The sequence below is a fragment of the Rhodothermus marinus genome (assembly GCF_009936275.1).
In the GTDB taxonomy this organism is placed as follows: Bacteria; Bacteroidota; Rhodothermia; order Rhodothermales; family Rhodothermaceae; genus Rhodothermus; species Rhodothermus marinus_A.
This window is the reverse complement of sequence record NZ_AP019797.1, coordinates 2067992-2088951: the sequence shown is the minus strand read 5'-3', so window position 1 is coordinate 2088951 and position 20960 is coordinate 2067992. Positions and strand designations below refer to the sequence as shown.

Sequence of the window (20960 nt, the reverse complement as noted above, 5' to 3'; positions counted from 1 at the left end):
AGCCAACATTCAAATGCTGACCGTCCGACTGGAAACCGTAACGCCCTTGTTTCTGGCCGGTGCTGACCCACGCGGCAAGCCGGAGCTTCGAGCCGCTTCCATCCGGGGTGCGCTCCGCTTCTGGCTTCGAGCCCTTTTGGGCGGCGTAATCGGCGATAAAGATCTCAATGCCCTCCGGAAGGCCGAAGCCGCCGTCTTCGGAAGCACCGATACCGGCGCCTCCCCCGTCGTGGTGCGGATAGGTGGCGAGGTTCAGTTCGATTCCTATCGGCCCCTGCTTCACAATCCCGAAAAGAAATTCACTTTCATGGGCATACAGCCTGATCAGGCTTTCAGCTTGGAGCTTATCCCTCGCCCACCTCATACCCAGGTAAGCCCTATTGTGCTCTCTGTCACTGCACTTTGGCTATTACTCGGCGGCCTGGGGAAGCGCTCGAGGCGAGGCTTTGGTACCCTTCGGCTCCAAAACGAGGTGGAAAGCTTCCTATTTACACCAGAGGCTTACAAAGACGCGAGTGAACTTGAGACAACCCTACGGCAGGTTATCCAGCAAGCCCAAGATCAAGCCCGGAACCTCATAAGCACATTGAAAATTGCTCCAGGCACTTTCCGCATACCGCCTGATTTCCCGGTCTTGCACAGCGATCACACGCAGATTCTTTTCTGCAAATACCCATTCGCCACCTGGGAAAAAGCGATGATGGCTTTTTGGAGACTACTTCGGTCCCATCCTTATCGAGACGACCGAGTTTTCGGTTTCGCTGGTAGCGCTGGACGGCAAGCCTCTCCTTTGCATTTGCGCATTGTAAAGATTGGGAACAAGTATCATCTTCTCATGACAGCTTTCCGGAGTCGTTTTGCGTGGAGTTCTCCAAACTGGAGGAAGCTCCAAGACTTCCTGAGCGATTGCTGTCAGAAGTGGCAAGGCACTTGGATAATGCGAGGAACTGCCGCATGGTAACCCGTTGGACCCGCAAAATCGTCGCTTTCTTGCACGATCCGCCGGGCAAGGCGTTGGTCTTGCGTTCGGTGCCTCATACTCCTCATGCACAGCTCGCCAAGGCCTTGCAACAAATCGCGCTGGGCCGTTCGGCTGACGCACATGAAAGCGACCGGGCAACGAAAGCCGACCATATCGCCTCAGCGGCCGATCGGGTAAACTTCCCTAAAGGGGCCACCGCATACTGGGACCAGGTGGCACCTCTCCTTACGCATCCCCTCGCAGCAGGTGCCCGAGCTCACCGGGTACAGCTCCCTGCTGGCGACCTACAAGCCCTGGATAGTGAAGTACAGGAGGAAGCCGCTCAGCGCATCCTCCAGCCCTGGGTTCACCAGCTGACCACGCAGCCTGATAAGGAGAAGTGCCTCTACCTTTACATCTGGCGGCTTCTGTATGAGGAGCTTGCCCACAAGGCGAGCCTTAAGGGCTGGATGCGCCTGCTGCCGGCCGATACCCGCCAGCCTGATCATCCGTTAGAACAGCATCTCTCGATTTCAGTGGCGATCGCAGACGCTCTGCCGAATCCGGCGTTTCTGGTTTTCTCCATCGGCCCGGTTCAGGAGTTCATCGCAGCGGCCCGGCGCACCCAGGACCTCTGGATGGGGAGCTGGATTTTATCCTACCTCTCCTGGAAGGCCATGGAGAGCCTGGCCGACGAGTTCGGGCCGGACGTGGTCGTCTTCCCATCGCTTCGGGGGCAGCCGCTGTGCGATCACTGGCTACACAAAGCTTATGGGCTGCCCTGTCAGCCCGCGCTGGAGGAGATCGGCCGCCCTACCTTCCCCAACCGCTTCCTGGCCCTTTTGCCTGCGAAGGAAGCTTCCGAAGCGGCTCAGAAAGCGGAAAAAGCCGTCCGGGAAGAATGGAAACGCCTGGCGCAGGAGGTTTATAACGCCCTCACGAGCACAAGCATCCTGCCTGCCGATGACCAGACGAAGGGCCTCTGGGATAATCAGATTCAAGGCCTGCTGGAAATCTACTGGGTGGTTTTTCCCTGGCCGGGAGACGACCAGCCCCCCGGGACAGCGCAGGCAAAGGCGGGGAAAGAGCTTTACGAGCAGCTTTGCAAGCCCCCGGAAGGTGAGGATTGGGAATTCCGCCGGGTTTACGAAACCCTGCATAAGAGCGGACAATACGACCCCAACTGGGGCACGGTGTGGAGCCTCCTCTACGAGCTGGCCGATCGGGCTTTCAACGCCCGGAAAAACCTGCGGAACTTCGAGCAGGCGGAGGAAACCGGCGACAAGTGCACCCAGTGCGGGCAGCGAGCCGCTCTGCGCTCAGAAAAACTGGATAGCAGGGCTTTCTGGGATCACGTAGCAAAGGAGCTGCGTGCACGAGGCCGCCACGAAGTCAAGCCCGAGGGCAAGGAGCGCCTCTGCGCCGTCTGCACGGTCAAACGCTTCGTTCAGCGAGAGGTACTGGAGCAGGAGTTCGGACTTCGAGGCGGCTTCCCCTCGACCAGCGAAATCGCCGCGGCGCCCTTCAAAAAGCGGGTACTGGAGGCTTTGCAGAAAGGACGCCCAGCGGTCCAGCAGGCCCTGAAAGACTTTCTAAACATAGCCCATCCTCAGCTCGCAACCGTCGCCCAAGGGGCCATGCCGTATCTGGAAGCGCAGACACAAAGCCTGACCGGGGCGGAGGCGGAGCTGGCGAAAAAGTTGCTAAAAATCGATGGAGAATGGCTCCATGTCGAATCCTGGACCAAGGAGCACTTGAAGGAAGCCGGAGCTACGTCCAACCCCGGAGATATCCGAAAAGCTATAGAAACGCTTCAGGCCCTTTATCAAGCAGTTGGCGCCAGGCCCAGCAAGTATTACGCCCTCCTCTACATGGACGGCGACCACATGGGGCGCTGGCTCAGCGGTACCCACGAAGGGCTGGCTACCTTCGGGGATATTCTGCATCCCGAGGTGCGAGAGCAGCTTGAGGAGGACGCTAACTGGCACCCCCTTCTGCAGACCAGGCGCCTTATCACGTCGGCGGTGCATGCGGCGATTTCCCAGTCCCTAGGGCGCTTTGCCCTGAGGCTTGTGCCCCACATCGTGGAGGAACGCTCTCCGGGTCGTCTCATCTATGCCGGCGGGGACGACGTGTTGGCCCTGGTGCCGCTGGAAGATGCGCTGGCGGTCGCCCGGGAACTGCGCGCCGCCTTCAGCGGGCATATCCGGTTTGAGAATGGCAGCCTGCAGGTCTGTCTGGGGGAGTCCGTCTCCGGCTATGTGGAGTGGGTGGAGTGGGGAAAGGAGATTTTTCTCACCATGGGTCCCCAGGCGACGGCTTCTATCGGGCTGGTCTTTGCCCATCATCTCCAGCCGCTGGATCTGGTACTGCAGGCCGCGCGTCGGGCCGAGCAGGCCGCCAAGCGCCAATACGGCCGCAATGCCCTGGCCGTGGAAGTCCTCAAACGCTCCGGCGAGACGGTGAGCGTAGGCACAAACTGGAGTTATGAAGGCATGCCGGACGTCGTGAAGTTCCTGATAGACGTGACAAAGCGCCTGCGGGAAGGCCAGATCAGCGGCAAATGGCCCTATACAGTCCAGGCAGAAGCGGCAGCATTGGAGGCACTCCCTGAAGAAGCCCAGCGCGCCGAGCTCAAACGCCTGCTCAAGAGACAGGCCGAGCAGGAACTCTCCCGGGAAGAGAAGGAGGCTCAAGCAGAGGAGCTCTCAAAGAAGCTTGTGGACTGGGTCCGGGCGATGGAACAGCCTCAGCAAAATCCGGACCCCTGCCAAGCCGACAAAGAATCGCCTAAAGGTTTTAGTGAGATGAGTCGCTGGCTTCTGGTCTGTAGCTTCATCGCCAGGGGAGGAGAAGTATGAGTTTCGCTTTGGTCATCCAGCCCCACGATGTGCTGCTTTTCCGGGATGGCAAGCCCTTCTCGGCGGGCACGGATATTCGAGCCCGGAGTCTTTTCCCTCCGACACCCTTCACGATCCAGGGCGCCATCCGGGCACGGGTGCTCTTTTCCAGCGGGGTCAGCCCTGCGGCCTACGTCAGCGGCAAAACCCAGGAAGCCCAGAAGCTCCAAGAGCTGATTGGCACCCCGAAGGATAGTTACGGTAAGCTCCAGCTGTGGGGGCCTTTCTTAGCCAATCAGGAAAACGACCGCTGGGTGCGCTACTTCCCCTTACCAGCCGATATAGTGCGCCTGAGCGGCTCCTATGCGCTTTTGCAGCCTCTCAAAAAATCTCCCTGGCAGTCCAACCTACCCGCTGGCCTCCAGACACCGTGGCTCCGAACGCCTGAACGCCTGGAAGAAGTGCGGGGTTGGATCAGCGAGGACGAGCTTGGGCGTTACCTCGGAGGAGTGGCTCCGGGAAAAGTGTATGACGAATCGGAGTTTGTGGAGCGGGAGCATCGGTTTGGTATTGCCATCGAGCGAGCGCGTAGAACCGTGCGCGAGTCGTATCTCTACCTGGCCGAATTCCTCCGGCTCAAGGAAGGTGTAGCTTTCTGGGTGGATGTCGAAGGCATCTCCGAGACCGACCTGGGAGGGAAAACGGGCTTGCTCCAGCTCGGTGGAGAGGCCCGAGCAGCCTATTACGAAGTGCAGCAGGCTGCACCCGACCTGATTCCGACCCCACCGAATCCTCTGCCAGATCGCTTCAAGGTTGTGCTCTTGACTCCTGCATGGTTTTCCGGCGGCTGGCAGCCACAGGGCGGAAACTGGGGGCAGTTCTTTTACGGCTCCGTTCGGCTGGTTTCGGCCATCATTCCTCGCTATCAGCCGATCGGCGGAGCGTATGTGGACGACAGACGGCGAAGGGGAGCTTTCCAGAAGCCCATGCGCCGGTTTGTACCGGCCGGAAGCGTGTACTTCTTTGAGCACGACGGCACGGCTTCCTGGACCGGAAGGCCCTTCACGGAAACCCCTTCCGGGGAAGGGAACTACGGCCAGATTGGTTTTGGCGCTTGTGCCATTGGTAAATGGAATTATGCATAAAGGAGGGACCTATGTTTGACCGTGCAGCAATACTCTTTCTGTACACTGAAACACCGCTCCATGCGGGAAGCGGCACGAGCCTGGGTATCGTGGATCTACCCATTCAGCGGGAGCGCACCACGGGCTACCCCATGATCCAGGCCTCCGGTCTGAAAGGATGCCTGCGGGACGTGGCAGCAGGCGACACGCAAAAGGTGGAGATTGTCTTCGGCCCGGAGACACAGCGCGCGTCCGATCACGCCGGAGCGCTTTCGGTGGGGGACGCCCGCGTTCTGCTCTTTCCGGTGCGCTCGCTTGCGGGCGTCTTTGCCTGGGTCACGAGCCAGAACGTCCTGGCCCGCTTCAAGCGGGAAGCGGAAATGGCAGGGCTTCAGGTGAACTGGGAGCCGATCGGACCCGCACCGACAGACGACGGGACCGCATTCGTAGCCAATGGAAGTGGGGTGGTAGCAAACGGAAGAGTGGTGTTAGAAGAATTTGCCTTTACGGCGCAGGAGAACAACACCGTAGCAGACATCGCAAAATGGTTTCAAGACAAGGCCATGCCTCAGGGGGATGAGTACACATACTGGCGCGAGTCCTTAGAAAAGCGCTTGGTGATCCTGCCCGAAAACGCCTTTCGGGACTTCGTCCAGCTCTCTACAGAGGTCATTGCCCGGGTGCGGATTGATGACACTAAAAAGACGGTGGAGCGGGGCGCCCTCTGGACCGAGGAGCATCTGCCCTCCGAGACGCTCCTGTACGCGACACTCTTTGCCAGCAAGCCACGAGTGAAAGACGATGAGTTGCCCGATGATTGGAAACAAGCAAATGATCGAGTTGAGAAGATTCTGGAATTCGTAAGGGAAGCCGTAGACGGCAAACGCCTCCAACTGGGCGGCGATGCTACGGTGGGTCGGGGCATCGTGAAGGTGCGCTTTGTAGAAGGGCAAGGCCAGGCTCAGGCAACGAGTGGGACCCAAACGGGAGGTCAGCCATGAGCACAAAGTCCCTGCAGAAAACCCTGGAACAGAAGCGGGCTGAACGGGCGTGGACGTGCGTGCAGGAGGTATTGAGCCAGGCCCAGAATCTGGAAGATCCTGAGAGCTTCAAGAAAAAGTACAATTCTCTTGCCCGCAAAGTCCCGATGCTGGTCCTCACGAACGGCTTGGGACAGACGCTGGCGTTTCTCAAGGCAAAAGGCAAAAACGACCCTGCCAATGAGCATACGGTACTCTTCCGCCATCTCTCCAACTGGGTCGTGAGTCAAGTGGCTCCGAGCCCGACAGCCAGTAATGGAGACCTGCTCCAATGGGTGCTTGAGAACGACAGCGTTGCCTACCGTAGAGCGACAACGGAGGCACTGGCTTTTTTGACCTGGCTCAAGCGCTTCGCCGAAGCCGAACTGCCGGAGGACTGATATGCCGAAGCCTCGTCATTCTCACAGAGGGCCACGAAGGCCAGACTACCGAGGATCGTCTGAGGAGAGAATCTGGCGTTTTCCCCTACCGCCGGAAGTGGCAGATCAGGTCAGCGGCCTTCAGACCTGTCTCAATCCAGGTTTGTGGCTAGACCATTTCACCGAATGGCAGAAACCACGTGGCGAGCTCAAGCGCACAGAAGCCTCGGACAAGCGCCAGCGGATTCCCAGGTCTTTCACCCTTCCGGAGCTTTGCCAGTTGCTTTCAGCTTATAGAAACCGGTGGGACCGCATGACAGACGCCTTAAGAGCGCAGAATTACATCGTCCAAATGTTCACCTTGTGTGCTGCCAGTCGCGTTATCGTTGGTCTGGGTGCTGAAAGCGTCTTGGAGACCAGCATTCGCCTGCACCGGATCTACGGCTTTCCCGTTATTCCGGGCAGCGCGCTCAAAGGCGTGGCCCGAGCGTATGCCAAACTCATAGAAGGCAAAGACGAAAACGACCCTACTTTTGCAGAGGTCTTCGGTAAAAGTCCACCTAAAGCTCAGGCCGGAAAAGTCATTTTCTTTGATGCGATTCCGGCCAATTCTGCAAACCTGACTCTGGAACTCGACGTGATGAATCCGCACTATGCCCCGTATTACCAGGGGACGGCCCCCCCGGCGGATTATCATAATCCTGTGCCTGTCTTCTTTCTTACCATCGGCCCGGGGAGCGCATTTCTCTTTGCTGTAGCCTCGCGTGAGGAAAAACTGGCGGCTCAGGCTCAGAAGTGGCTTATCCGCGCGCTCACGAAAATGGGCATTGGAGCAAAGACGGTGGCGGGATACGGGCTCTGGAGGGAATGCCAGAGAGAAACGCGGAGTAGCTCCGATAAAGAGGCTACAGAGTCCGCCTCCTCGAACACCGGTCTGGAGCCTGATCGCCCTGAGATGCTCAAAGAACTGCCTCGGAAGCAAGAAGAGCGCATTCCGGCCGAAGTTGTGGACAACAGGCAGCGCCCGATAAAGGTTCGCTTGCTGGTAGCGGGTTATGCCGACCGGGTTATTCCCTGTACCGGCGCGCGTAATCTTGAAAGCTTTCGGCCAGGCACCTTCATCTGGGTGACCGTGAGCCAACGGGCAAAAGATGGCACGATCCGCCAGGTGTCTCTTTCCGGGTTGTGGAAGTCCAGATGAATATTCTGCTATGCGAACGCTGCTGATTACGGTAGGAACCTCGCTACTGACTAACGCTCGGCGGGAGTTCAAAAAACAGGAGTTGAATGACCAAGAGATTGCCAATTACCTCAGGCACTCCTCGCCAGAGCAGGCCAGTGCAGAGACAAATTCCCTCTCTCGACTGCTTCAGGAAGGAGACAAGCTTATTTTCCTCCATTCTCAGACAGAAGAGGGGCACGTCTGTGCCGAAGCCCTGAGACGTTATTACGATAGCGAAGGGTATCAGGCAGAATCACTTGAAATCCAGGATCTTACCTATGCCGAGCGTCGCTTCAAGATGAGAGGGTTACGTTCTCTGGTAGCGACGCTGACCGAACTTATCCGAAGAGAGCGAAAGCAAAATCGAGAGGTGCTGATCAATGCGACCGGTGGCTTCAAGGCGGAAATTGCCTATGCTACCCTGGTAGGACTGCTGTTTGATGTGCCCGTGTACTACATTCATGAAGCCTTTCGAGACATTATTGAAATGCCTCCAACACCGATCGGATGGGATTATTCTTTGCTGGCCGAGTATGAAGAATTTTTTGAATGGATTCATGCAGATTACAGAGATACCAGGGAGGTTGAGAATCGATTGCGTGGGCTGCCCAGAACTCAGGAAATCCATTTGCTGCTGACAGAAGAGGAAGGATATACCTTCCTGTCGCCTACAGGTGAAGCTTTTTACGAAGCTTACCAGAATCGACTGGAGCAGGCGCAAGGGACGCCTGTATGGCTTTCTGACTCAGCTTGGCGCACCTATGAACAGGCAGAACCAGCTGTGAAGGCTCTTTTTGACCGTACGCTGGCAAAACTACGCCTGCAAGAACTTCGACGCAGCGGATCTGATCAGGTACATAATTGCGATTGCTTTGTTTTTCCAAAAGGACATCGTGACGAGCGCCTTTTCTATTTTGAAGACGAACAGGGAGGTATCCGTGTTTGCGAATTGACGCGGCACAGTGATCAGTCGTATGAAAGGGCCATTCAAAGGGGAGTGAGGCGAAGCAATTATCAGAATTGGCGACGCTTTGAGGTTGAAAACAGGGTTTAAGAGAAAACAGAACGATTACCAGAATTGGTGCCGCGATAGAGAATTGCAGGTTTTACGTTGCACATGCGCAGCATGAAAATGCGCGGCGATTGTACTTCGCTGGTTGCCAGTGCAATGGGTATGCTTGATTGTTCGCCAATGTGCTTATCCCATGCATTACCTTGCGCTGGATATTGAGACGTGTCCGCTGCCGGCCGACGGGTATTCGGCGCAGCAGCAGGCCCGCCTGGCGCGCGAGGTGCACTTCCTGCGCCAGCGTGAACCCGAAGCGCACGAGGAAGCACTGGCGCAGCGGGCCGCCAGCCTGCATCCCCTGCTGAGCTGGATCGTGTGCATTTCGGTGCAACGGGCCGTCGACGATCCCTTCCGGCCCAACCCGCCGCACTCCTATCTGGCGCCTACGCCCGACGACGAAGGCGCCATGCTCGCGCGCTTCTGGCGCGACGTGCAGCAGTTTGTAGATCTTGGCGAGAAAATCCTGTGGATCACGTTCAACGGCAAGCGCTTCGACGTGCCCTTTCTGCTGGCCCGCACGCTCCACCACGGCCTGCTGCCCGTGGCATGCGGCCTGCTGGATGATTATCCCTACAAGCAATATCCCCATTGCGACCTGTTCAACCTGTTTGCGGGCATCAACCTGGGGCTGGCCGATCTGTGCGCGCTGCTGCACATTCCGAGCCCCAAGGAGCACGGCGACGGAAGTCTGGTGCAGCACCTCCTGGAGACCGAAGGGATCGAAGGCGTGCGTCGCTACTGCGAAGCCGACGTTGTGGCCACGATGGCCTGCTTTGCGCGCCTGCTACCGCTGCTTCCACGCGACTGTCAGCCACCGAGCTCATGAAGCGGCCCTATTACATCTTCTCCAGCGGACGCCTGCGCCGGCGACAGAACACGCTCTTTTTCGAAAAAGCCGCCGGCGAACGCATCCCGGACGATCAGGATGAGACAGGCGAACCCTCGGGCACACCCACCGGCGAACGCATCCCGTTTCCGGTCGAACAGGTCGAAAGCCTGTACTTTTTCGGCGAGGTCGATCTGAACTCGAAGCTGCTCACGTTTCTGGCGCGGCACGACATCCCGGCGCACTTCTACGACTACTACGGCAACTACACGGGCACCTACATCCCGCGCGATTACCTGCACAGCGGGCGGCTGCGCATCGAGCAGGTGCTGCACTACGTGCGACCAAAGCGGCGGCGTTATCTGGCCCGGGCCATCGTGGAGGCGGCCACCTACAACCTGCTCCGTGTGCTGCGCTACTACGTCAACCGCCTGGAAGGGGAGCGTCGGGAAGCCGTCGCCGAAGCGATCGCCACCATCGAGCAGGAACGCACGCAGCTCAGGTCCGCCGAAAAGATTCCCGAACTGATGGGCATCGAAGGGCGCAGCCGGGAGGCCTACTACAGCGCCTGGCCGTCCATTCTGGCCGACGGTCCCGGCGAAGCCTTTGTTTTTGAAAAGCGCGAGCGGCGGCCGCCTTCCAACGAGATCAACGCGCTGATCAGCTTCGGCAACAGCCTGTGCTACACGACCACCATTCGTCAGATTCATCGCACGGCGCTGGATCCGACCATTTCGTACCTGCATGAACCGGGTGCGCGGCGCTTTTCGTTGGCGCTGGACCTGTCCGAGATTTTCAAGCCGATTCTGGTAGATCGAGCCATTTTTCGGCTGGTCAAGACCGGTGAGATCACGCCGCGTCATTTCGAGGAACGGCTGGGCGGGGTCTACCTGAAGGAGGAAGGGCGACGGATTTTCGTCCGGCACTGGGATGAACGCCTGCGCCAGACGGTCTATCACCGTCGTCTGGAGCGACACGTCAGTTACGAACGCTTGATTCGCCTGGAGTGCTACAAGCTGATCCGGCATTTGCTGGACCCGAAGAACGAGCCTTACCGCGGGCTGCACATGTGGTGGTGATTCATAGGAAGCGGTCGCGGTGGCCCTGTTCAGTACCCAGCACCAGACGCCGGCTGTAACGGACGTCGCGCAGCTCGTAAAAGATGACCACGTCTTCGTCGGGGTTCATGAGCCGGCCGGCTTCGTGCTGCAGGCGCTGAAACTGCGCTTCGGTCAACTCGCCCTCGAAGACGGAGCGCTGCACCCAGGTCAGATAGCGCCGGAAGAGCTTAAGCATTTTGGCGACGCGCCGCACGTTGACATCGTAAACGGCAATGTAGTACGGCATCGTAACCTCCTGTAATTACGTGAGAAGTGCCCTGACTGGCGTCGTCGACCCCAAGATAACGAACTGAATTCGGCAACGCAAATGATAGGTAAAAGAAAATCTGTTGTTTTATTTCTTTTATTTTTAGCAGTTTAATAAAAGTCGTCGGACCCCCGGGGTTTCAGGGGTAACCGGAGGTCGACGACTCCGGGGACTTGACATTCCGGATCAAATCGCTTATAATACCCTCCAGAAGCCGGTTCTGCTCTTTGAAAGGCCGGGGTTTTAATCGCACCTTTTTGGTATTGAAATCCGGATGCGCCTTGATCATCGCGGCGGCAAAGATCGGCGTTTTAATCGCACCTTTTTGGTATTGAAATATTAATCAGCCATCGCATTTTTCGCATCCTCGATCAGGTTTTAATCGCACCTTTTTGGTATTGAAATCGCGGGCGGTGGTGCAGCCAACGCGCACCACACGCGTTTTAATCGCACCTTTTTGGTATTGAAATGTTAGTCGTCGAACACGTTTGTTTCTAAAATCCACCAGTTTTAATCGCACCTTTTTGGTATTGAAATGGTTACGTGCAGATAGACGCGACCCTCGCGGGTCTCGTTTTAATCGCACCTTTTTGGTATTGAAATTCACATATTTTTCACGCGTTCTTCACAATTCCTTCAGTTTTAATCGCACCTTTTTGGTATTGAAATTCTTCAAGCTCAACAGATACGGGCGCCTCGAACAGATGTTTTAATCGCACCTTTTTGGTATTGAAATACCAGACACGATCCCCGTCTCGGTAGGCCAGAGAGATTGTTTTAATCGCACCTTTTTGGTATTGAAATCGAGATGCCGCGCGGGCGGCTACGCACGTATTCCGCGTTTTAATCGCACCTTTTTGGTATTGAAATATCATCTACCGCGGTTATAACCCATCACCCTTCTCTGTTTTAATCGCACCTTTTTGGTATTGAAATCACAACAACGTGCGCGGGCGGTGCGGTGAGTTCTGTTTGTTTTAATCGCACCTTTTTGGTATTGAAATTGACGGTCGTGGCTGCAGGCGACGGCACGGCGCCCGTTTTAATCGCACCTTTTTGGTATTGAAATTGCGTCAGGTATGGCGGTAAGCTGACGATTACGGAGTTTTAATCGCACCTTTTTGGTATTGAAATGTGAGTCATTTCAACATACGCGGCACGCCGTCGCCCGGTTTTAATCGCACCTTTTTGGTATTGAAATTGCTCAGACAGATACCGGGACAGCAGCAGAAAGCGCGGTTTTAATCGCACCTTTTTGGTATTGAAATTCTTGATGTAGGCAATAGGATCGGCATTGAGCACGCGGTTTTAATCGCACCTTTTTGGTATTGAAATTCACCGCAAGTTCGATTTCGGCGGCGTGCTCATCGAAGTTTTAATCGCACCTTTTTGGTATTGAAATCACGCGTTGACCGTTTACGGATTATGGATCTCGTCTTCGTGTTTTAATCGCACCTTTTTGGTATTGAAATGTACCGTCACCTCTTCATCCATCCCCGCCAGCCTCGTTTTAATCGCACCTTTTTGGTATTGAAATCTTCAAGTCCAGTTCGTCGTAAGGGTACGCCCGGAGAGGTTTTAATCGCACCTTTTTGGTATTGAAATGAAGCCATGAGAGCCGTTCTGACGCGAGATCTCCCGTGTTTTAATCGCACCTTTTTGGTATTGAAATCTCCTCCAGAAAGGCGGCCAGTCGCTTCACCTCGTTCAGTTTTAATCGCACCTTTTTGGTATTGAAATGATTCAAAATCCACCACGAGATGCCGCGCGGGCGGCGTTTTAATCGCACCTTTTTGGTATTGAAATTTCGAACTCGCTGTCGTAGGCGCTTCCCAGCCATGTTTTAATCGCACCTTTTTGGTATTGAAATTTTGTTTGGTTGGGTTGGTAGATGGCTGCATTGCAAGGGTTTTAATCGCACCTTTTTGGTATTGAAATAACCACAGCACAGTCATGCAGACGCAGCAGACTCAGCAGTTTTAATCGCACCTTTTTGGTATTGAAATTTGTGTTTGTTTTGAATGCTTCCGGCAATGTCCTCAGTTTTAATCGCACCTTTTTGGTATTGAAATTGCAGCAGGCGCGCGCGGCAAGCCGCACCGTCGTGTGTTTTAATCGCACCTTTTTGGTATTGAAATTCGGGATGGTAGATGATGAGGCGATCTCCGGCCTCCGTTTTAATCGCACCTTTTTGGTATTGAAATCTCCTTCTTCTCCTCAATGGGTTGGATCTCCCTCAGGTTTTAATCGCACCTTTTTGGTATTGAAATCACGCTGAGCGGCCTGGTCACCATTGCCATCTCAGCTGGTTTTAATCGCACCTTTTTGGTATTGAAATGGTTCTGCAGGATGCGCTGTAGGTCTGATAGGAACACGGTTTTAATCGCACCTTTTTGGTATTGAAATGCGTCAAAAGCCCGCTCCCAGGCTACGTTATCAGCAGTTTTAATCGCACCTTTTTGGTATTGAAATGATGTGAATCCGGGCGATCTCCACGCGTTCGGTGGACGGTTTTAATCGCACCTTTTTGGTATTGAAATGGGGATCGTCCGGCCCGCCCGGCTCAGATCGTCTATGTTTTAATCGCACCTTTTTGGTATTGAAATCGGCCGCACGCGCCAGGAAGTCATCGAGCAGGAAATCGAGTTTTAATCGCACCTTTTTGGTATTGAAATCGTGCTCAACGCGGACTCCGACGGGGACTACGTCGGGGTTTTAATCGCACCTTTTTGGTATTGAAATTTCGGAGGACGCACGGGTAGCGCCAGCCCTTCAGCTTGTTTTAATCGCACCTTTTTGGTATTGAAATCGATGCGGGGCAGGTAGCCCAGTGCAAAGCGAAGCAGTTTTAATCGCACCTTTTTGGTATTGAAATGACGGGCCTGGAGCAGATCACCGGGCCGCCCGGCCGCGTTTTAATCGCACCTTTTTGGTATTGAAATAAGCTATTGAGGGACGCTATGATACGGAGTATGCGGTGTTTTAATCGCACCTTTTTGGTATTGAAATCCTGCAGAGATGTGCTTTCATGGCTTCATCGTTCCTGTTTTAATCGCACCTTTTTGGTATTGAAATTTATGGCGTGGGTGGTGAACGAGTCGTAGCAGTCGTGTTTTAATCGCACCTTTTTGGTATTGAAATTCTCAATCTCGTCGATCCACAGCACGGCGGGCGCGGGTTTTAATCGCACCTTTTTGGTATTGAAATCCCCGGATCGGCCAGCGTCTTCTTGTAGCGCTCCAGCGGTTTTAATCGCACCTTTTTGGTATTGAAATCGATGCCGGACGCGATCGTGAGTCGTCCGAACTGAAGTTTTAATCGCACCTTTTTGGTATTGAAATGCGTGAAGACGCGCGAAGAGAAAGAGAGGGAGGCGGGTTTTAATCGCACCTTTTTGGTATTGAAATGGTGGCGCTGAAGCTGCTCGACAAGCGCGTCGGTCGGTTTTAATCGCACCTTTTTGGTATTGAAATCTTCGTGGGGCGGCGATGGTGTGACGTTTGCGCTACGAGGTTTTAATCGCACCTTTTTGGTATTGAAATACGCTTGCCGACGTCCGCGCGCCGGGCTTTGCCGAGGTTTTAATCGCACCTTTTTGGTATTGAAATCGCAGGTACATGTCAATCATGCGCTTGAGCGTCTTGGGTTTTAATCGCACCTTTTTGGTATTGAAATACAAGGGCGATTGGGGATATGATTACAGTGATTCCAAGTTTTAATCGCACCTTTTTGGTATTGAAATGATTGTAAGCCGGAAGCGCGGCGTGTCTACGCGCTCGTTTTAATCGCACCTTTTTGGTATTGAAATGCGTAAGGCCGGTCGGCGCGCCCGGCTGCTGATCTGGTTTTAATCGCACCTTTTTGGTATTGAAATAGCGCATCGAAGCCGTCCTGCTTTACCGACCGCGCGTTTTAATCGCACCTTTTTGGTATTGAAATGGCGGCCATTAAGGAAGGCAAGATCGAACCGGCGAGTTTTAATCGCACCTTTTTGGTATTGAAATACTTTGAAGAGCGTGGCGGCGACGTCACAGACGAGGAGTTTTAATCGCACCTTTTTGGTATTGAAATGTCTGGAAGGATACCGATCTCGCCGGACGGCCTGCAGGTTTTAATCGCACCTTTTTGGTATTGAAATTGCAGCGCCTGTATGGCTGGTCGTGGCGCAAAGCGCGGTTTTAATCGCACCTTTTTGGTATTGAAATGGAGGACCCGGGCCTGGAGCGGGCGCGGCGACTCTTGTTTTAATCGCACCTTTTTGGTATTGAAATCGGGCGAATACCACGCGAACACGGTGTAATGCTCCGGTTTTAATCGCACCTTTTTGGTATTGAAATGGCAAACCGCCACGGCACTTCGCCCTGGCGGCTTACAGTTTTAATCGCACCTTTTTGGTATTGAAATCGCGACCGGTCGCCCAGTACTGGCGCGGCAGCGCCTGTTTTAATCGCACCTTTTTGGTATTGAAATTGAACGAGACCGGTCCGCCCCCGGTGGCGCAAGGCGTTTTAATCGCACCTTTTTGGTATTGAAATCAAAGTTTGCCGGCGAATGACGGTGCGGCAATACCTGTTTTAATCGCACCTTTTTGGTATTGAAATTTCTACTTCCGTTATTGGGATAGACGAACAACTTATGTTTTAATCGCACCTTTTTGGTATTGAAATGAATTTGAGGCGCGACTTTGAGATAGAAGTGCGAAGGTTTTAATCGCACCTTTTTGGTATTGAAATCCGGTACAGATATTTCAGAGTCGACGATCCACAGATGTTTTAATCGCACCTTTTTGGTATTGAAATATGAGGTGGAGAAGCGCATTTCGGCCGTAGCCGAAAGTTTTAATCGCACCTTTTTGGTATTGAAATTCTCCACGAGGCGGGGACCACTCCCGTCCGTCGCGTTTTAATCGCACCTTTTTGGTATTGAAATGCTCACGCACAAAGGCGGCCGTGCGGTCGAGCTTGGTTTTAATCGCACCTTTTTGGTATTGAAATATTTCTCGGCGAAAATTATCCCATCCTCGACAAACGGTTTTAATCGCACCTTTTTGGTATTGAAATAAACGCCCTCTTCTGATTACTGGAAGGCCGGCGATTTGTTTTAATCGCACCTTTTTGGTATTGAAATAGCGAGAAGCGCCAGCCTTCCTCGAGGAAGACCTCGGTTTTAATCGCACCTTTTTGGGATATTCCACATTTCCTCCGTCGTGGCTTTTCGGTGAGGTGAAACGAACTGTCTTGTGCATTCGAGGGGCGTTGCATATCTTGGGCGGTTGTTCAGGTTAACCGGTTACGATTTACGATCTATGAAAAGCTATCTGCTTGTGCTGCTTGTCGGGCTGTTGCTGGTCGGATGTGCCCGCGAGACTCGTCCGCTGCGTCTGGCGCCCATCTTTTCGGATCATGCCGTGCTTCAACGTCAGCAGCCGATCCGTATCTGGGGGTGGGGGGCACCGGGCGCCACCGTCACGGTGCGTCTCGATACGGTGACGGCGCAGACCGAGGTCGATACGGAGGGACGCTGGCTGGTCGAGCTGCCCCCACAGGAGGCTGGCGGACCCTACACGCTCGCCGTCGAAAGCAACGGCGAACGGCGCGTCGTCGAAGACGTGCTCATCGGCGAGGTCTGGGTGGCCTCCGGCCAGTCGAACATGGAGATGCCCCTGATGCCGCGTCTGGCGGGCTGGTCGCCGGGCGACTCGGTCTACGGCGCCGCCGAGGCCGTCCGCACGGCCAACTATCCACAGTTGCGTCTGCTGACGGTCGAACGCGCCGTAGCGCTGACGCCGCAGGACACCTTCGCCGGCACCTGGCAGGTGGCCTCGCCGCAGACGGTGGCGACCTTCAGCGCCGTAGCTTTTTTCTTTGCCCGCAGGTTGCACGAGGCACTGGGCGTGCCTGTCGGGATCATCCACAGCAGCTGGGGCGGCACGCCCGCCGAGGCCTGGACCGGACGAGACCACCTGCGCGAACTCGAGGACTTCCGGGAAATCGTCGCCCGCCTGGAGGCCACCGAGCCCGTCCTGCACGAACTGGAAGCCTGGCGAAGCCGCCTGCAGCAGATCGCCGTCCCCACGGGCAACGACACCACCTTCTGGGCCACACTCGACCTGAACGATGGCCGCTACGCCGAAAATCCGCTGCCCGATACGCTCACCATGTCGCTACCTACCCGCTGGGAAAACACCGAAATGGGCGCCTTCGACGGCGTGGTCTGGTTCCAGCGGCGCGTCCAGGTTCCCGAGGCCTGGCTGGGCCGCGATCTGGTGCTGGAACTGGGGCCCATCGACGACATGGACCGCACCTACTTCAACGGGCAGCCGGTCGGAGGTTACGAGCGGCTCGGCTACTGGAATACGCCCCGGCGCTATCGCGTGCCCGCCGCGCTGGTCCGCCGTGACAACCTGATCGCCGTGCGCGTGATCGACACGCAGGGCGGTGGGGGCCTGTGGGGCCAGCCCGAGCAACTGCGGCTTTATCCCGAAAATGAACCGCAAGCCGCTGTTTCGCTGGCCGGCATGTGGCACTACTGGCCGGTGGCCGAACTGGTAGGACGTCGCCTGTACGTCTTCGGTGAGGGATCGTTGAGCTACACCGGGCGTCCGAAGCTGCCCGTCTCGCTCGGACCCAATACGCCCACCACACTCTTCAACGGGATGATTCACCCGCTCATTCCCTACAGCATTCGGGGGGCCATCTGGTATCAGGGCGAGTCGAACGTCGGGCGTGCCTCGCAGTACGAGCGACTCTTCCCCACGCTGATTCGGTGCTGGCGCACGCACTGGGCGCTGGGCGACTTTCCCTTCTACTTTGTCCAGATTGCGCCCTACGATTACGGGCCGAACGCCCGCTCGCAGCGGCTTCGGGAAGCCCAGTTACGCACCATGCTGCGCGTGCCCCACACGGGTATGGTCGTAACGACCGACGTGGGCGACGACCACAACATCCATCCGGCGCGTAAGCGCGAAGTAGGCGAGCGGCTGGCCCTCTGGGCACTGGCCAACGACTATGGCTTTCAGGATCTGGTCTATTCCGGTCCCATCTACGAACGTATGGAGCGGGAGGGTACCCGTCTGCGGCTCTATTTCCGCTATGCCGATGGCGGACTGGTGTTGCGTCCGGCCGACGGCGGCGAGTTCGTGATCGCGGGACCGGACCGCGTCTTCCATCCGGCGCGGGTACGGGTCGAAGGCGAAACGCTGGTGGTGTGGAGTCCGCGCGTTCCCGATCCGCAGGCGGTGCGTTACGGCTGGTCCAATACACCGCACGCCACGCTGTTCAACCGCGCCGGCCTGCCCGCTTCGCCCTTCCGCACCGACGACTGGCCGGAGGGCGACTGAGCGACGCAATCGGGGTTTGCATTCGACAGGGGCACTTCGTACCTTGAAATGCCCTTTGTCATTTCAATGGAGTAAATGAAAGTCATGCGCGCGGTACTGATCCTGAGCCTGTTATGGCTGTCCGGATGCGACTGGCTCTTTCCCGATGGCGACAACGGAAAGGAACCGGAGTCTGAGCCCGAACCGACCGTCGAGCTGTGCGGGCGCTGGGATGCGCGCGATGTGGCCGGTGGGCGCTACCGGGTGATCAACAACGTGTGGGGTGCGGAGACCGCGCAGTGCATCGAGGTCGGGCTGGAAACGGGCAACTTCACGATCACGCGGGCCGATCACGACAACGGCAACAACGTGGCCGCCTATCCGGCCATCTACTTCGGGTGCCACTGGGGCGCCTGTACCGGCAATTCTGGATTGCCGCGGCGCGTGCAGGAGCTGTCCGACGTGCGTACGAGCTGGACGCTCACGCCGATCACGACGGGTCGCTGGAATGCCGCCTACGACATCTGGTTCAGCCCCTCCACGAATTCCAGCAACGGCTACAGCGGCGGAGCCGAGTTGATGATCTGGTTGAACTGGAACGGCGGCGTGATGCCTGGCGGTAGCCGCGTGGCCACTGTGGAACTGGCCGGGGCCACCTGGGAAGTGTGGTATGCCGACTGGGACTGGAACTACATCGCCTATCGCCGCACGACGCCCACCACTTCGGTGACCGAACTGGACCTGAAGGCCTTTATCGACGATGCGGTCGCCCGCGGCTACATCCGGCCGGAGTGGTACCTGCACGCGGTGGAGACGGGTTTCGAACTCTGGGAGGGCGGTGCCGGTCTGCGGAGCGCCGATTTTTCCGTAACGGTGCAGTAGCCTGTCGCACGGGCACCAGCGGGTAGGCCACAGAGGCGCCCGTCGCGGAGCTTATGCTGGCGGCATGCCGCTTCGTGGCTGACTGCGAGCGTGCCTGGAGTGCGCGTTTACCTGAAAGCGTTTTGTGCCAATCTGCTTGCAGCAACAGAGCCGTGTCCCTTCGCTGCGGGTTGTTCATGCTGTAACGAACCGGATACCCGGGGAACCGGGTAGCGGGGAGGCAATTCCTTCTGAATAGGATTGTCGCCGCGGTGCAATGTCTGAAGTGCGCGGCGTTGCCTGTTGCAGCGGAAACATCCTGTCAGACCGGAGGAGGCGCCATGGCGACCTATCTGATCTTCACGCGGCTGGGACCGGACTCCTTCAAAGATCCGGCCGAATTCCGGCAGCTGGCCGATCGCGTCTCGGAGGAGATCCGCAAGCGCTGTCCGGGCGTCACCTGGAAGGACAGCTACGTCACGCTGGGCCGCTACGACATCGTGGATGTGGTGGAAGCGAACGATCAGGCCGAGGTGGAGCGGGCGGCCATGATCATCCGCGCGCTGGCGCGGGCCACGACCGAGACGATGGTGGCCACGCCCTGGAAGGAATTTCTGCAGCGGCTCGGATAGCTACGTGCCGGCAGATTCGGTCGGGGTCAGCCAGTCCTGAAAGGCGCGGAGCTGCTCCAGCAGGCGGTCCGGACGTCCCCGACCCGGGTAGCCGTCCACGCGATAGGCGCGCAGGACGGTTTCGGGATCGGGTTGGGGGAGGCTGTCGAGGGCAGCGGCCGCCTGGCGGTAAGCTTCGCGGAAGGGGACGCCTTCGGCCACGCGGCGTAGCGCTTCGGCTGTGGCCAGCAGGGCGGGGGTACAGGCGGCCTGCATGCGGTCACGTCGAAAGCGCAGCCCGGGCAGCAGCTGCACCATGGCCGTCAACAGGTCGTGCGCGTGCAGCACGCAGCGAATGACGGCTTCCTTGGTGAGCTGCAGGTCGCGATGGTAGCCCGAGGGCAGGTTGGCCGGGAGCGTCAGCAGCACGTTCATTTCGGCCAGCAGCCGGTGGTAGCCTGCCCGCACCAGCTCCGGCACGTCCGGATTCTGCTTCTGAGGCATGATGCTGCTCCCCGTGCAGAATTCCGGAGGAAGCTCTACGAAGCCGAATTCCTGGCTGTTGAACAGCACCAGGTCCGAGGCCATGCGGTTGAGCGTGGCGCCCACCTGCACGAGCGCATGGGCGGCGTGCAGCTCCAGCTTGCCGCGGGAGAGCTGCACGGCCGTCACGTGCAGTTGCAGCGTGCGAAAACCCAGCCGCTGTGCCACCTCCTCGCGGGGCAGCTCCAGAAACGGCACGCCGTAGCCGGCCGCACTGCCCAGCGGCGAGATGTCCACCTGATCGTAAGCGTGCCGCAGTGCGGCCAGGTCGCTCAAGAGCAGCTCGGCGTAGCCCAGCGCCCAGAGGCCGGCCGTCGAGGGCATGGCCTGCTGCAGGTGCGTGTAGCCCGGCATGAGCGCGTCGTTGTAGGCGGCCCCCAGTTCGCAGAGTTGCTCGACCAGCCGCGCCACCTGGCGACCCGCCTCGCGCAGTCCGTCCTTCAGAAAAAGTCGGAGCGCGGCCAGCACCTGGTCGTTGCGAGAGCGGCCCGTGTGGATCTTTTTGCCCGTGTCGCCCAGCCGCTCAGTCAGGAACGTTTCGATCACCGTGTGCGCGTCTTCGTCCTCCGGACGCACCACCACGCGACCGGCCGCCACTTCGGCCTGCAGCGCGTCCAGCGCTTCCGAAACGGCCTGAAATTCTTCGCCGGAAAGAATCCCGATCCGGTGGAGTCCGGCAGCATGGGCCCGGGTCCCCTCGATGTCGTAGGGGAGGAGCAGCGTGTCCCAGCGATAGTCTTCGCCCACGGTGAAACGCTGCACCCAGGCCGCAACGGATTGACCCTTGTCCCAGAGCATGGCAACGTCCGGCTCGCTGC

At 57.1% G+C, this 20960-nt stretch carries 14 protein-coding genes and 1 CRISPR repeat array; of the genes, 12 read left to right on the top strand and 2 right to left on the bottom strand.

What is annotated here, in order from left to right; genetic code table 11:
- Positions 1–13 precede the first annotated feature (13 nt).
- The 9 genes from cmr1 to cas1b all read left to right on the top strand — a co-directional run bounded on the left by cmr1 (position 14) and on the right by cas1b (position 10520).
- Positions 14–961: a type III-B CRISPR module RAMP protein Cmr1 gene (gene cmr1 / locus GYH26_RS15735; protein WP_161541367.1), complete on the top strand. Its 948-nt coding sequence runs from the start codon at positions 14–16 to the stop codon at positions 959–961.
- Complete coding sequence (cas10, locus tag GYH26_RS09035) at positions 955–3822, top strand: type III-B CRISPR-associated protein Cas10/Cmr2 (RefSeq protein WP_161541366.1); 2868 nt, start codon at positions 955–957, stop codon at positions 3820–3822. Before cmr1 ends, cas10 begins: the two co-directional genes overlap by 7 nt.
- A complete protein-coding gene (cmr3, locus tag GYH26_RS09030; protein WP_161541365.1) occupies positions 3819–4946 on the top strand; it encodes a type III-B CRISPR module-associated protein Cmr3 in 1128 nt (375 codons plus the stop codon). The genes cas10 and cmr3 overlap by 4 nt, the downstream gene beginning before the upstream one ends.
- 11 nt (positions 4947–4957) lie before the next feature.
- The gene (gene cmr4 / locus GYH26_RS09025; RefSeq protein WP_161541364.1) at positions 4958–5926 is read left to right on the top strand and encodes a type III-B CRISPR module RAMP protein Cmr4; all 969 of its coding nucleotides are present in this window, start codon (positions 4958–4960) and stop codon (positions 5924–5926) included.
- Entirely contained in the window at positions 5923–6345 is a 423-nt protein-coding gene (gene cmr5, locus GYH26_RS09020; protein WP_161541363.1) for a type III-B CRISPR module-associated protein Cmr5, read from the top strand. Before cmr4 ends, cmr5 begins: the two co-directional genes overlap by 4 nt.
- Positions 6346–6442: 97 nt before the next feature.
- Positions 6443–7525: a type III-B CRISPR module RAMP protein Cmr6 gene (gene cmr6, locus GYH26_RS09015; RefSeq protein ID WP_161541362.1), complete on the top strand. Its 1083-nt coding sequence runs from the start codon at positions 6443–6445 to the stop codon at positions 7523–7525.
- 10 nt (positions 7526–7535) lie between these two features.
- A complete protein-coding gene (locus GYH26_RS09010) occupies positions 7536–8600 on the top strand; it encodes a putative CRISPR-associated protein (RefSeq protein WP_161541361.1) in 1065 nt (354 codons plus the stop codon).
- A 151-nt stretch (positions 8601–8751) separates the two neighbouring features.
- Positions 8752–9441, top strand: coding sequence for a ribonuclease H-like domain-containing protein (locus GYH26_RS09005; RefSeq protein WP_161541360.1), 690 nt, complete (start codon positions 8752–8754; stop codon positions 9439–9441).
- A complete protein-coding gene (gene cas1b, locus GYH26_RS09000) occupies positions 9438–10520 on the top strand; it encodes a type I-B CRISPR-associated endonuclease Cas1b (RefSeq protein ID WP_161541359.1) in 1083 nt (360 codons plus the stop codon). The genes GYH26_RS09005 and cas1b overlap by 4 nt, the downstream gene beginning before the upstream one ends.
- 1 nt (position 10521) lies before the next feature.
- On the opposite strand, the gene cas2 is transcribed toward cas1b, so the two are convergent.
- On the bottom strand, positions 10522–10788 hold the full coding sequence (cas2, locus tag GYH26_RS08995) for a CRISPR-associated endonuclease Cas2 (RefSeq protein WP_012844126.1): 267 nt from the start codon (positions 10786–10788) through the stop codon (positions 10522–10524).
- Positions 10789–11049: 261 nt separating this feature from the next.
- Positions 11050–15936: a CRISPR direct-repeat array (repeat unit 30 nt; unit sequence GTTTTAATCGCACCTTTTTGGTATTGAAAT).
- Positions 15937–16114: 178 nt separating this feature from the next.
- Here cas2 and GYH26_RS08990 point away from each other — a divergent pair.
- From GYH26_RS08990 to GYH26_RS08980, 3 genes are all read left to right on the top strand, one after another.
- Positions 16115–18148 (top strand): sialate O-acetylesterase, encoded by a 2034-nt coding sequence (locus tag GYH26_RS08990; protein WP_161541358.1) that lies wholly within the window; start codon positions 16115–16117, stop codon positions 18146–18148.
- An 84-nt stretch (positions 18149–18232) separates the two neighbouring features.
- Positions 18233–19009 carry a GH12 family glycosyl hydrolase domain-containing protein gene (locus GYH26_RS08985; protein ID WP_242006351.1) on the top strand — a complete coding sequence of 259 codons (777 nt, stop codon included), beginning with the start codon at positions 18233–18235 and terminating at the stop codon, positions 19007–19009.
- 320 nt (positions 19010–19329) lie between these two features.
- The gene (locus GYH26_RS08980) at positions 19330–19620 is read left to right on the top strand and encodes a GYD domain-containing protein (protein ID WP_012844123.1); all 291 of its coding nucleotides are present in this window, start codon (positions 19330–19332) and stop codon (positions 19618–19620) included.
- Here GYH26_RS08980 and argH read toward each other — a convergent pair whose 3' ends face one another.
- Positions 19621–20940: an argininosuccinate lyase gene (gene argH / locus GYH26_RS08975; protein WP_161541356.1), complete on the bottom strand. Its 1320-nt coding sequence runs from the start codon at positions 20938–20940 to the stop codon at positions 19621–19623.
- Positions 20941–20960: the final 20 nt, after the last annotated feature.

Coding starts and splice junctions, on each gene's coding strand:
- cmr1 (WP_161541367.1), top strand. CDS start 14: ATGCTGACCGTCCGACTGGAAACCGTAACGCCCTTGTTTCTGGCCGGT.
- cas10 (WP_161541366.1), top strand. CDS start 955: ATGGTAACCCGTTGGACCCGCAAAATCGTCGCTTTCTTGCACGATCCG.
- cmr3 (WP_161541365.1), top strand. CDS start 3,819: ATGAGTTTCGCTTTGGTCATCCAGCCCCACGATGTGCTGCTTTTCCGG.
- cmr4 (WP_161541364.1), top strand. CDS start 4,958: ATGTTTGACCGTGCAGCAATACTCTTTCTGTACACTGAAACACCGCTC.
- cmr5 (WP_161541363.1), top strand. CDS start 5,923: ATGAGCACAAAGTCCCTGCAGAAAACCCTGGAACAGAAGCGGGCTGAA.
- GYH26_RS09010 (WP_161541361.1), top strand. CDS start 7,536: ATGCGAACGCTGCTGATTACGGTAGGAACCTCGCTACTGACTAACGCT.
- GYH26_RS09005 (WP_161541360.1), top strand. CDS start 8,752: ATGCATTACCTTGCGCTGGATATTGAGACGTGTCCGCTGCCGGCCGAC.
- cas1b (WP_161541359.1), top strand. CDS start 9,438: ATGAAGCGGCCCTATTACATCTTCTCCAGCGGACGCCTGCGCCGGCGA.
- cas2 (WP_012844126.1), bottom strand. CDS start 10,788: ATGCCGTACTACATTGCCGTTTACGATGTCAACGTGCGGCGCGTCGCC.
- GYH26_RS08990 (WP_161541358.1), top strand. CDS start 16,115: ATGAAAAGCTATCTGCTTGTGCTGCTTGTCGGGCTGTTGCTGGTCGGA.
- GYH26_RS08985 (WP_242006351.1), top strand. CDS start 18,233: ATGCGCGCGGTACTGATCCTGAGCCTGTTATGGCTGTCCGGATGCGAC.
- GYH26_RS08980 (WP_012844123.1), top strand. CDS start 19,330: ATGGCGACCTATCTGATCTTCACGCGGCTGGGACCGGACTCCTTCAAA.
- argH (WP_161541356.1), bottom strand. CDS start 20,940: ATGCTCTGGGACAAGGGTCAATCCGTTGCGGCCTGGGTGCAGCGTTTC.